At 41.1% G+C, this 12,912-nt stretch carries 9 protein-coding genes; 1 reads left to right on the forward strand and 8 read right to left on the reverse strand.

Annotated elements, in window-relative coordinates; translation table 11 throughout:
- The first annotated feature begins 2 nt into the window (after positions 1 to 2).
- Complete coding sequence (locus GNP35_RS16210) at positions 3 to 1,985, forward strand: S8 family serine peptidase (protein ID WP_330997678.1); 1,983 nt, start codon at positions 3 to 5, stop codon at positions 1,983 to 1,985.
- A gap of 55 nt (positions 1,986 to 2,040) precedes the next feature.
- Here the strand turns inward: GNP35_RS16210 and GNP35_RS03095 are convergent, their stop codons facing one another.
- The 8 genes from GNP35_RS03095 to nusA form a co-directional block, all read right to left on the reverse strand.
- Entirely contained in the window at positions 2,041 to 3,414 is a 1,374-nt protein-coding gene (locus tag GNP35_RS03095; RefSeq protein WP_155694402.1) for a hypothetical protein, read from the reverse strand.
- A gap of 11 nt (positions 3,415 to 3,425) precedes the next feature.
- A complete protein-coding gene (gene nlpI / locus GNP35_RS03100; RefSeq protein ID WP_155694404.1) occupies positions 3,426 to 4,349 on the reverse strand; it encodes a lipoprotein NlpI in 924 nt (307 codons plus the stop codon).
- A gap of 141 nt (positions 4,350 to 4,490) precedes the next feature.
- On the reverse strand, positions 4,491 to 6,599 hold the full coding sequence (gene pnp / locus GNP35_RS03105) for a polyribonucleotide nucleotidyltransferase (RefSeq protein ID WP_330997679.1): 2,109 nt from the start codon (positions 6,597 to 6,599) through the stop codon (positions 4,491 to 4,493).
- 218 nt (positions 6,600 to 6,817) lie between these two features.
- Positions 6,818 to 7,087, reverse strand: coding sequence for a 30S ribosomal protein S15 (rpsO, locus tag GNP35_RS03110; protein ID WP_155694406.1), 270 nt, complete (start codon positions 7,085 to 7,087; stop codon positions 6,818 to 6,820).
- Positions 7,088 to 7,199: 112 nt separating this feature from the next.
- Positions 7,200 to 8,192 (reverse strand): tRNA pseudouridine(55) synthase TruB, encoded by a 993-nt coding sequence (gene truB / locus GNP35_RS03115; protein WP_155694408.1) that lies wholly within the window; start codon positions 8,190 to 8,192, stop codon positions 7,200 to 7,202.
- A 5-nt stretch (positions 8,193 to 8,197) separates the two neighbouring features.
- The gene (gene rbfA / locus GNP35_RS03120) at positions 8,198 to 8,605 is read right to left on the reverse strand and encodes a 30S ribosome-binding factor RbfA (RefSeq protein ID WP_330997680.1); all 408 of its coding nucleotides are present in this window, start codon (positions 8,603 to 8,605) and stop codon (positions 8,198 to 8,200) included.
- 135 nt (positions 8,606 to 8,740) lie between these two features.
- Positions 8,741 to 11,383 (reverse strand): translation initiation factor IF-2, encoded by a 2,643-nt coding sequence (infB, locus tag GNP35_RS03125; protein WP_155694410.1) that lies wholly within the window; start codon positions 11,381 to 11,383, stop codon positions 8,741 to 8,743.
- A 23-nt stretch (positions 11,384 to 11,406) separates the two neighbouring features.
- Complete coding sequence (gene nusA / locus GNP35_RS03130; RefSeq protein ID WP_155694412.1) at positions 11,407 to 12,903, reverse strand: transcription termination factor NusA; 1,497 nt, start codon at positions 12,901 to 12,903, stop codon at positions 11,407 to 11,409.
- Between the last annotated feature and the right edge of the window lie 9 nt (positions 12,904 to 12,912).

Raw genomic sequence — 12,912 nt, forward strand, 5'->3', positions numbered from 1 at the left:
AAATGGCTGAAATGGATCCAATTCGTTTCTTAATGGCCGAAAACGTTCCTTGGGGCGTACCAAACATTCAGGCTGATCAAGTTTCTGACTCAAATGCAGGCAACATGACTGTATGTATTATCGACTCAGGTTATCAGTCAAACAATCCAGATTTAGCGGCAAATAACGCGACTGGAACAAATGATCCAGGCACAGGAAACTGGTATCAAGCCGGTGGATCACACGGAACTCACGTAGCAGGTACCATTGCCGCCGTGAACAATAACGAGGGTGTTGTTGGTGTAATGCCAAATACCAATGTAAACCTTCATATTGTTAAAGTATTTAATGAAGCGGGTTGGGGTTATAGCTCTGATTTAGTAACAGCCGTTAACACTTGTGTGAACAACGGTGCAAAAGTCGTTAATATGAGTCTTGGTGGACCGTCACAAAGTACGTCTGAACGTAACGGATTAGAAGCTGCCACTGCTCAAGGCGTATTGCTTATTGCCGCATCAGGTAATGACGGTGATTCTAGCCTTTCGTACCCTGCCTCTTACGATACCGTAATGGCTGTTGGTGCCGTAGATGAATCTGGTCGTCATGCTGAGTTTTCTCAATTTACTCCGCAAGTAGAAATTGCTGGCCCTGGTGAAGCTATTTTATCTACCGTAGCTGGTGATGGCCGTCTTGGTTCATTAACAGTTGGTGGAACTACATGGGCAAACGACCGCGTGGCACCACAAACACACTTTGTACAAAGTGGTGGTAGTTATGTAGTACAAGACATAAATGGCTCTGCTTCTGGTGTCTTATCTCAATGTACTTGGTCTGGCTCTTCGTATAATTGTTCTAACGTAGCGGGCAATATTTGTATTGCACCTCGAAACGATAATCAAAAAGGCAGTAACTATCCTGAAATCAACCCAGCTAAAGCTTGTGCAGATGCCGGTGCTTCTGGCGTAGTTGTATATAGCGATAGCAGTCGACCGGGTCTTCAAAATCCATTTTTAGTTGATGCTACAAATGCGGTTGATGTACCTACCGTTTCTGTTAACAGAGCACTAGGTTTAGAGCTGGCATCACGTATTGGTCAATCGGCTTCATTATCTGTATCTGCCAATCAAGATTACGCATACTACAATGGTACGTCTATGGCGACACCACATGTAGCTGCAGCTGCTGCGTTAGCTTGGTCCAATAATATTTCTTGTACAGCTTCAGAAGTGCGTAATGCGCTTAAAGCAACAGCAATTGACTTGGAAACAGCTGGTCGTGACGATAAAACGGGATATGGTTTAGTGCAAACTAAAGCCGCTTCTGATTATCTAGCAGCGAACTGTGGTGGCACAACACCGCCTCCTCCAACTGGTAACGCATTAACTAATGGCCAAGCAAAAACCGGCTTATCAGGCTCTGCAAATCAGCAACTTGAGTTCACACTTGAAGTACCAGCCGGTGCAACAGGTTTAAACTTTGACATGACTGGTGGCTCTGGTGATGCAGACTTATACGTTAAGTTTGGATCGGCACCAACAACTTCTAGCTATGATTGTCGTCCGTATAAAGGTGGCAATGTTGAAAGTTGTCCTATTGCGACAGCACAAGCTGGTACTTATTACGTAAAAGTAATTGGTTACTCAGCGTTTAGTGGTGTAAGTCTGACTGGTAGCTTCACTGCTGGTTCAACGGGTGGTGGTCAAGGTTATGACACAACTATTAGTGACATTTCAGCAACTCGCAACAACTGGAAATACTACACTGTTGATGTACCTGCAGGAATGTCTAGCTTCGATGTAAGCACGTATGGTGGTTCAGGTGATGCGGATCTATATATCAGATTTGGTGCGCAACCAACTACTTCAGCTTACGAATGTCGCCCTTACAAAGGCGGTAATAACGAAAGCTGCTCAGTGAATAGTCCAACTGCTGGTACTTGGCATATTGGTGTTCGCGCTTACAGCACATTCTCAGGTGTTAGTATGGACGTTTCATACCAACCTTAGTTTAAACACGATGTTCCCAATCGTAACTTTTTGAAGCCCGCTTGCGGGCTTTTTTTTATTCAAAGAATGTTTGTAAATCTGTATGAAACGGATTGAGCTTTGGTTCATTAAAAAACTGCTGCATTGCCGGTGTCAATTGCACATCTAAATATTCCATCGGCGTTAACTCTGGTATCCATTTGTATGCTTGGTTTTTTGTTCCTTTACAAGTATTGACTGGCCAAAGAGTTTGATTAAACTCAGTTTGTAAGGTCTCTATACTGTATTTAAGAGGCGCAACAATTAAATTCTCACCCAACTTGGTAGGTTGATTTTCATCGCAGTAAATAGCCTGTTGTGTAGGCCTTAATTGATATTCGTCATAAAGGTTTAACCAATGCCCTACTTCATGCAATAACACTTGAGCATTGTCATTTTTATCCATAAATATTACAGGACCCCTGCTGTTCGCCTTACCTTCGTTCGCTACAACTAAAAGCCTTAATTTATTATCTGCCAAGCTGACGCTTGGGCCCACCTCACTTTTATTTACCAACGCTTTAATACCCTTTGATTTGCAACTTAACAAACCGATTTTTGACTTCTCACATAGCGCGTTCAATTGATAAGTAGTGCTCACCTTTGAAAAACAGAGTTTTGCTTTGGAGTTTGGTAGCATGTTGTGAAACTCAGCTATAAGTTGCTCAGTTTTTATTCTTGCGTGATTACTGTTTACCATCACCAACACTTTAACTTCACATGACGAATTAAAAGCCGCTAAATAGTCAGTCCTATCAAACCTATCATTATTATTTTTTTCTAACTGTTTTAGTCGATTCTTAAGTTTTTGAATGCTCTTTTTATATGATTCCGGTAGCACTATTTGGGTATTCAGAGCTCCTAGTTCAATTGTCTGTATTAACGCCTCTAGCAGATTTTCGTCTATGTTGTAATTTGGGAAGTCATTAAGCCTTTGCTCAATTTTAAATATTTGACCACTTGCCAGTTGCCAATTTTGAGTTATGACCAACATCTCTAATTGTTGAATTAAAGCACCTGGGTGATTATTTTTTAACGCTAGCTCAAACCAATCAGTTCGTTCTTGATACGTAACACTAGGATTACTTTTAATTGCGGGATTACTTTTAATAGCGAGATTACTTTTAATAGAAGGGTCGCTTTTAATAGCACGGTCGCTTAACAAGTACATTTGCCATGCAGCTTCAGCGTGACCTAACTTCGCCGCTTTTGAAAGCCAACTTTTATCGCCCGAAGCCTTATAAAGCTCATAAATCGCTGAAGTTTCTCCTAACGATGCTGCACTATTGAGATAACTCGATGATTTATTATAGTGGTAACTAACTTGAGACGCCGAAAGCACTAGACTATCAGCTAATAAAAGAGAAAAAGGCGCAATTAGCGCCAGTTGTATTGCAGTCTTAACTTTCACAGAGATGTTTACTAATTTGTCTCTTGGCTAGCTTCGACGTTTGCATAACGTTGCCTAGCTATTTCATACAGTTTATTTAGTTCTAATCTTGAGTACTTATGCTCAACAAATTCATGCACCGAGGTCCCTAACGCTAAACGAAAATAATTTTTAGCGGCTTCTTCATCACCCATTGCTAGTTTGAATTTAGCTAAATAAAAATAACCTTCACATAAACGCTCAACGAGCTCTCGAGAACTCTTTAAGTTTTTACCCATGTTATTAATAAAGGTTTGCTCTGTTAGGTTGCCAAGTAGTAATTCAACAATCTGATATGACCAACTGTTAGGGTTTAGCTGGCTTGCATTGTAAATCAAGCGTAACTTTGCGCCTTCTGCATCGTTTTCAACTTCAGAAAAATATAACCATATAACTCGATATGGGTCGTCTGGCTTCTTGACGTAAAAGGTTTCTAAGTCTTCCATTGCCAGACCATTTCGGCCGTAATAATGAAGCGCAATACCACGGTTTAAGTGAACATACTGATGTTCTGGATCAATTTCTAATGCTGAATCAAAAGCTTCAAAGGCCTGAGCGTATTGACCCATCAACGTAAGGTGAATGCCAATAAAATTATATGCATCAGCAAAATCAGGTTTGTGCTCTAAAGCTCGTCTAAAGTCGAGTTGTGCCAATGAACGCAGTCCTAAACTGTCATACATAACACCACGATCGTACAGTAACTCTGCTAATTTTTCTTTCTCTAGTTTTGCATGACTTATAATTTGAGTAAGCTTAGCGATCGCCAATTCACTTTTATAATCAACGTTTAACGGCTCAGAAATAACAACATTATTAACAACGTGTGGCTCACTATTATCAAGCACTGATTGTTTACTTGCACAGCCAGTAACAATCGTAGATAGCAGTACTAATGATAGACTTACTCGTTTCATATCAACTCCTTCAAAATTCGCCATTATTAATAACATAAAAGCCTGCTTAGCATAAGCCTAGATGCAAAAAAGAGAGCCGAAGCTCTCTTTTTATTTCAACATTTTATGAAGCTAAAACTTCATTTATGTTTAGGTGAGTTATTACTCAGCTGCTGGTGCTTCTTCAGCTACCGCTTCTTTCATGCTCAAACGAACACGACCTTGGCGATCAATCTCAAGAACTTTAACAACAACTTCTTGGCCTTCAGATAAAACGTCAGAAACATTCTCAACACGCTCTTGTGAGATTTGAGAAATGTGAACTAAACCGTCTTTACCAGGTAGTACGTTTACAAACGCACCGAAGTCTACGATACGAGCAACTTTACCGTTGTACGTTCTGCCAACTTCTAAGTCAGTTGTTAATTGCTTAACACGTTCGATACAAGCTTGTGCACTTGCGCCGTCAGTTGCAGCAATTTTTACAGTACCGTCATCTTCAATTTCAATTGTTGTACCCGTTTCTTCAGTAAGAGCACGAATAGTTGCGCCACCTTTACCGATAACGTCAGCAATTTTCTTCTGAGGAATTTTAACTGTGTAGATACGTGGAGCAAATTCAGACATTTCTTCACGGTGACCGCCGATAGCAGCGTCCATTACTGTAAGGATATGTAAACGAGCAGCTTTAGCTTGAACTAACGCCTTGTCCATGATCTCTTTAGTAATACCTTCAATCTTAATGTCCATTTGAAGTGCAGTGATACCTTCAGCAGTACCTGCAACTTTAAAGTCCATGTCACCTAAGTGATCTTCATCACCAAGGATGTCTGAAAGTACAACAAAGTTTGTATCATCTTTAACTAGACCCATCGCAATACCAGCAACTGATGCTTTAATTGGAACACCAGCATCCATAAGCGCTAGAGATGAACCACAAACAGAAGCCATTGAAGATGAACCGTTAGATTCTGTAATTTCAGAAACTAGACGTACTGTGTACGGGAATTCAGCTTGTGAAGGCATAACTGCAGCAACACCGCGTTTCGCAAGGCGACCGTGACCAATTTCACGACGCTTAGGTGAGCCCATGAAACCAGTTTCACCAACACAGTACGGAGGGAAGTTATAATGAAGCATGAACGGGTCACGACGTTCGCCAAGTAGCGAATCGATGATTTGAGAATCACGCTCTGTACCTAATGTTGCAGTAACAATTGCTTGAGTCTCACCACGTGTGAATAGTGAAGAACCGTGTGTACGAGGTAAAATACCTGTTTTCACGTCAAGAGCACGAATCATGTCTGGTTCACGACCATCAATACGTTTTTCGCCAGCTAGGATACGTGAACGAACAACGTCTTTTTCAAGATCATGTACTAATTCAGAGATTTCTTTTTCGTTAAAATCTTCTTCGCTTAACTCTTCAGCAAGTGCAGCAACAGTTGATTTTTTAACTTCACCAACGGCGTCATAACGCGCCATTTTGTCAGCGATTGAGTATGCAGCATCGATACCGTCTTTTGCTAACGCAGCAACTTTCGTTTTCAATTCTGTGTTCTCAGCAGGAGCAGTCCATTCCCAAGCAGGAGTTGCTACTTCAGCAGAAAATTCTTTTATTGCAGTAACAATAGCTTGTAACTGCTCATGACCGTATACAACAGCACCAAGCATAGTCTCTTCAGAAAGCACAGCTGCTTCTGATTCAACCATAAGTACAGCGTTATCAGTACCAGCAACAACTAAGTCTAAGTCACTAGTTGCAAGTTCTGTTTGAGATGGGTTAAGTACGTATTGGTCATTTACAACACCAACACGAGCAACACCGATAGGACCATTAAATGGAATACCAGAGATAGATAACGCAGCTGATGCACCGATCATTGCCACTAGGTCTGGTTGAATTTCAGGGTTTACCGACATAACTGTACAAACAACTTGTACTTCGTTTTTGAATCCTTCAGGGAAAAGTGGACGTAAAGGACGGTCAATTAGACGCGCAATTAATGTCTCTTCTTCAGCTGGACGACCTTCACGCTTGAAGAAACCGCCTGGGATTTTACCGCCTGCATAGGCTTTTTCTTGGTAGTTGATAGTTAATGGGAAGAAGTCTTGGCCTGGAGCCGCTTCTTTTTTACCAACAACACTTACGAATACTGATGTATCGCCGATGCTAGCCATTACTGCAGCAGTAGCTTGACGTGCAATCACGCCAGTTTCAAGAGTGACCTCATGCTGACCATATTGGAATTTTTTAATAATTGGAGTCACATTTATTTCCTTTCATTGCGATTTGGCTATTTTTTTAGAGCGCTTTTATTTCGGATGCATTTAACTTCACATACACCCACGCCGACCAAATCTATTATTTTCATATAAGTTCGCGCCATATTATACGCACGACTATTTCTAATACCATTAAAATTAAGTGACAGGCACAAAAAAAGGAGCAATAAATGCTCCTTTTTAAAATCTGAATTCAGATTTAATTAGCGACGTAGGCCTAAACGTTTGATTAGGTCGTTGTAACGCTCAAGGCTACGGCTTTTAAGATAGTCTAAAAGCTTACGACGTTGGCTAACTTTACGTAAAAGACCACGACGTGAGTGGTTGTCTTTTTTGTGTGCTGCAAAGTGGCCTTGTAGCTTGTTGATGTCTGCAGTTAATAATGCAACTTGAACTTCAACAGAACCAGAATCTTTTTCGTTTGCACCGAAATCCGCTAGGATTTTAGCTTTATCTTCAACGCTTAGTGACATAAGTCTCTCCAAAATAAAATATGATGTGGTAGCAGCCAATCACTAACTCAGCCGCTACAGGATAAACTCGAATTAACGAGAGACGCGCATTCTACGCAACTCTATGAAAAACTCAAGGTGTTTTTACTGCCAACCGCTTAACCTTTACATGTCCTTGAGAAAAACAAACAACACCCTCAAACTCAGCGGTCTCTGAGTCATAAGCGGTAAACTCCGTTTCCTCATCTTTCATCGAGTACTGTTGAAACAAGTCGGCATTTAAGTCCACCATTGCAGCATCAATAGGTACTGTCTGACCAAATCTTAATATTTCAAAGGCTCTGGTTGATAACTTAATTTCAGGCAGCCCAATTAACGCGGTTTGCATTGGTAATAAGTGACTATCAAGTTCAGTATAATCCACTTCATTTTCCGGGTTTCCGTCAATAAAGTTGTCATCTTTTAGCTTTTGAATTTGATCAAGGGTAAGCATTTTGTCAACAGGATAATTAGCTACTTGAGTACGTCGCAGTACTTTAACGTGAGCACCACAACCTAATAACTGGCCAAGGTCGTCGACCAGTGTACGGATGTAAGTCCCCTTTGAACAACGAACCTGAAAATCAGCTTCATCACCACGGAAATCTAATAACTCAAACTCATAGATGGTGATAGGTCTAGCTGCTCGTTCAACCGTTATGCCTTGACGCGCCAGTTTGTAAAGTGGCTGACCATTATGCTTTAAAGCTGAAAACATAGTTGGGACCTGTTTTATTGGTCCTGTTAACGTTTCTTTAAATTCATTAATTTGATCAAGGGTAATATCTACCTCTCGAACTTCAACAATTTCACCTTCTGCATCACTGGTATCCGTACGTTCACCAAACTTTGCCGTCACAAAGTAACTCTTATCTGAGTCTAGTAGGTACTGGCTATATTTTGTTGCTTCACCTAAACAAATAGGCAACATGCCAGTTGCTAGAGGGTCAAGCGCACCAGTATGCCCAGCTTTTTGAGCATTAAAAATTGCTCTCACTTTTTGTAGTATATTGTTTGAAGAACCACCTTCAGGCTTATCAACCAATACAATGCCGTTAATCGCACGGCCTTTTTTCCTACGTGCCATAAATCTTAGTCGTCCAAATCTTCCGCTGGGTTTTTGCCAGACTCAGCTCTGCGAACTTTATCTTTCTGAATAGCCTCATCAACTTTATTCGACATCTTAATACCAGTTACTAAGCTATTGTCGTAGATAAATTTGATTTCAGGTACGATACGTAAACGCATGCGCTTACCAATTTCCATACGGAAAAAACCATTGGCTTTGTTTAATATTTCCAACGCTTCTGCAATTTCTTCTTCTTCTTTACCAAAAAACGTGACAAATACTGAAACGTAAGCAAGGTCTTTGGTGACTTCTACTTCTGATACTGTAACCCAGCCAATACGTGGGTCTTTAAAATCACGTTGTAATATCATCGCAATTTCTTGTTGCACCTGTTGTGCTACACGATCTGTTCTAGAAAAGTTCTTATCCACTTTTCTCTCCTCTTTAAGTTAATGACTTAATTATATAAAAATAGTTTCAAGCCATAAATGTGACGTTAATTTTGTAACTAGCCAACAAAAAAGGGGCACGTTAGCCCCTTTTATACGTCAGCCGTTAAAAGGCAATTATAAAGTACGTTGTATTTCAACAATCTCGAATACTTCGATCATGTCGCCAACTTTAACGTCATTATAGTTCTTAACACCGATACCACATTCCATTCCGTTACGAACTTCTTGTACGTCATCTTTAAAGCGACGTAGTGATTCAAGTTCACCTTCATAGATAACCACGTTATCACGAAGTACACGGATTGGATTGTTACGCTTGATGTTACCTTCAGTAACCATACAACCAGCGATTGCGCCAATCTTAGGAGACTTAAATACATCACGAACTTCAGCAAGACCAATAATTTCTTGTCTGAATTCTGGCGCTAACATGCCTGACATTGCTTGTTTAACTTCATCAATCAGGTCATAGATTACGCTGTAGTAACGTAAATCAATATCTTCTTGTTCCATTAAACGACGAGCCGTTGCATCTGCACGAACGTTAAAGCCAACAACGATTGCATTTGAAGCTTGCGCCAAAGATGCATCAGTTTCAGTAAGACCACCAACGCCACTACCAACGATGTTCACTTTAACTTCATCTGTAGATAGACGAGTTAGTGAGTCAGTAATTGCTTCTAGTGAACCTTGTACATCAGTCTTAAGAACGATGTTAAGTTCTGAAACGTCACCTTCTTCCATGTTCGCAAACATGTTTTCAAGTTTCGCTTTTTGTTGTCTCGCTAGTTTAACTTCACGGTATTTACCCTGACGCTTATTAGCTACTTCACGAGCTTTACGCTCATCACGAACAACAGTTGCTTCGTCACCAGCTTGTGGTACACCAGATAGACCAAGTATTTCTACTGGAATAGATGGACCCGCTCTATCAATCTCTTTGCCGTTTTCGTCTTTCATCGCTTTAACACGACCATACTCAAAACCACATAGAACGATATCGCCGCGCTTAAGTTCACCTTCTTGAACAAGAACCGTTGCTACTGGGCCACGTCCTTTATCTAAGCGTGACTCAATTACAACACCATGTGCTGCACCGTGATCAACCGCTGTAAGTTCAAGTAGCTCAGCTTGTAAGCTAATAGCTTCAAGTAGCGCTTCAATACCTTCACCTGTTTTTGCAGATACGTGCATAAACTGAGTATCGCCACCCCAATCTTCAGGGATTACGTCAAGTGCAGACAATTCGTTTTTAACACGATCTGGATCTGCTGACTCTTTATCAATTTTGTTAACTGCGATGATTAAAGGAACGCCAGCAGCTTTAGCATGCTGAACCGCTTCTTTAGTCTGTGGCATAACACCATCATCAGCGGCAACCGCAATAACTACAATATCCGTTGCTTTAGCACCACGAGCACGCATTGACGTAAAGGCCGCGTGTCCCGGAGTATCTAGGAATGTGATCATGCCATTTGACGTATCAACGTGGTAAGCACCAATGTGCTGAGTAATACCACCGGCTTCTCCGTCAGCAATATTTGCTTTACGGATATAATCTAGTAACGATGTTTTACCATGGTCAACGTGACCCATTACAGTAACAACTGGCGCTCTAGAAACCGCGTCACCTTCACCAGAAGCACGATCCGCTAATACAGACTCTTCTAGTTCATTTGACTTAGTTAATACAAATTTATGACCCATTTCTTCAACAACAAGACTTGCTGTTTCTTGGTCTAAAACTTGGTTAATAGTAACCATTTCGCCCATTTTCATCATAGCTTTTACAACTGATGCGCCTTTAACGGCCATCTTGTTCGCTAATTCTGCAACGGTAATTGTTTCACTAATCTTAACAACTTGCTCAACAGGTGATGCAGGCTTTTGGAAACCGTGTTGGTTTTTAGCTTGCTTACCTTTTCTACGACGACCAGTAAGAGTACTCGCTTCATCTTTATCGCCTTTTTTCTTGGCTTTACGACGAGACTTTTTCTCTTCTTGCTTATCTTGGTCATCTTCAGCTAACTGAGCATATACAGAGCTATGAACATGAAGATCTTCTTCTTTCTCATGCTCTAACTTATATTTACGTTGAGCTTCTGCTTCTTCCCACTCTTTGCCTTTTTCTTCAGCAAGTTTACGAGCTTCTTCAGCAAGTTTAGCCGCTTCTTCTTCCGCTTTTTTAAGAGCTTCTTGTTCTAGCGCTAAACGAATTCTTTGTTCTTCTGCAGTTTCTTCTTTGACAGCTTTCTTTTCAGCTGGCTTGTTCGCTTTTGCTGCTTTAGCCGCTTCTTTACGCTTATCATCTGCTTCTTTTTTAGCTTTAGCTTCTGCATCACGCTTAGCTTTAGCTTCTGCATCGCGTTTTGCTTTTTCTTCCGCTTCGCGTTTTGCCGCTTCTTCAGCTTCAAGTCTTGCTTTTTCTTCCGCTTCTGCAGCCGCAGCTAACTCTTCTGGGCTTCGCTTAACAAAAGTACGCTTTTTACGAACTTCTACTTGTACGTTTTTAGCCTTGCCTGAACCACTATTAACACTCAATGTGCTTTTAGTTTTACGTTGCAGAGTCATCTTTGTAGGTTCAGCACCTTCGCCGCCATGAGCTTTGCTTAAATGGTCAAGTAATTGCTTTTTCTCAGCTTCATTAACCATGTCGCCAACCGCTTTTTTAATACCAGCGTCTGCGAATTGTGAAACCAGCTTCTCAACCGGAGTGCCCACGTCCTGGGCTAGTTTATCTAAACTAACTTCTGTCATATTTCTAAATACCTCCGTTGAACCTATTGCTCTTCACTAAACCAAACAATGTTACGTGCAGCCATAATTAGCTCGCCCGCTTTTTCTTCAGTAATCTCTTCAATGTCACTAAGTTCATCAACACCTTGCTCTGCTAACAATTCAAGGTTAGTAATACCTTTACTTGCGAACACATAAGCTAAGTGACGATCGACACCTTCAAGGTTTAGTAAGTCTTCTTCAGGTTCTGAATTTTCAAGCGACTCTTCATTTGCAAGCGCTTTTGTTGTAAGTGTTGCTTTTGCACGTGCGCGCAGTTCTTCTATTGTATCTTCGTCTAATCCATCAACTTCAAGTAACTCAGAAACTGGTACGTAGGCAACTTCTTCTAGTGATGAGAAACCTTCTTCAACTAACATCGTTGCGAAGTCTTCATCAATATCTAACCCTTCAGTAAACAGCTGTATCGTTTTGCTGTTTTCTGCTTGATGTTTTTCAGCCATATCGGCCTCTGTCATTACGTTTAATTCCCAGCCAGTTAATTGGCTAGCTAATCGGACGTTTTGACCACTACGGCCAATGGCCATAGCTAAATTGTCTGCAGCAACGGCAATATCCATAGACTTGCTGTCTTCATCAACAATAATTGATGCTACTTCTGCCGGTGCCATTGCGTTAATTACAAACTGCGCAGGGTTACCGTCATATAAAACAATATCAACACGCTCACCGTTAAGTTCACCAGATACTGCTTGCACACGAGCGCCTCGCATACCAACACACGCTCCAACTGGGTCAATGCGACGGTCGTTTGATTTAACTGCAATTTTTGCACGTGAACCTGGATCGCGAGCTGCTGCAATGATGTCTAGCATTTCTTCACCAATTTCTGGTACTTCAATGCGGAATAATTCAATTAGCATTTCAGGCTTAGTACGGCTCACAAATAACTGAGGGCCACGCACTTCTGGCTTAACCGCATATAAATATGCTCTTGCACGGTCACCTGGACGGAATGTTTCACGCTGAATCATATCTTCACGATATAAAACGGCTTCAGCATTAGCACCTAAGTCCAAAATAACGTTATCGCGATTTACTTTTTTAACGATACCAGTAATTAGCTCGCCAACTTGGTCATAGTATTGCTCAGCAATTTGACCACGTTCAGCTTCACGTACCTTTTGTACGATTACTTGTTTCGCCATTTGAGTCGTAATACGGTCAAATTTAATAGATTCGATTTGTTCTTCAACAAAATCACCTAATTGAAGCTCAGGCTCATCGTATTGAGCAGCTGATATGCTCATTTCTGCGCTTGGGTTTTCCATTTGGTGATCATCAGGAACAACTAACCAGCGACGGAACGTGTCGTACTCGCCAGTTTCTTGGTCAATAGAAACACGTACTTCTATTTCAGCAGTGTGCTTTTTCTTTGTTGCAGCCGCTAGAGCAAACTCAAGCGCTTCAAAAATCTTTTCGCGTGGAACGGCTTTCTCATTCGATACCGCTTCTGCCACCAGTAATAGTTCTTTTGCCATTATACTTCG

This window comes from Psychrosphaera haliotis (assembly GCF_009728465.1).
In the GTDB taxonomy this organism is placed as follows: Bacteria; Pseudomonadota; Gammaproteobacteria; order Enterobacterales; family Alteromonadaceae; genus Psychrosphaera; species Psychrosphaera haliotis.

What these genes read in the sequence shown, in the direction of transcription:
- truB (WP_155694408.1), bottom strand. Translation starts at nt 8,192, where the DNA reads ATGGCACGTAGGAAAAAAGGCCGTGCGATTAACGGCATTGTATTGGTT.
- GNP35_RS16210 (WP_330997678.1), top strand. Translation starts at nt 3, where the DNA reads ATGGCTGAAATGGATCCAATTCGTTTCTTAATGGCCGAAAACGTTCCT.
- nlpI (WP_155694404.1), bottom strand. Translation starts at nt 4,349, where the DNA reads ATGAAACGAGTAAGTCTATCATTAGTACTGCTATCTACGATTGTTACT.
- infB (WP_155694410.1), bottom strand. Translation starts at nt 11,383, where the DNA reads ATGACAGAAGTTAGTTTAGATAAACTAGCCCAGGACGTGGGCACTCCG.
- rpsO (WP_155694406.1), bottom strand. Translation starts at nt 7,087, where the DNA reads ATGTCACTAAGCGTTGAAGATAAAGCTAAAATCCTAGCGGATTTCGGT.
- nusA (WP_155694412.1), bottom strand. Translation starts at nt 12,903, where the DNA reads ATGGCAAAAGAACTATTACTGGTGGCAGAAGCGGTATCGAATGAGAAA.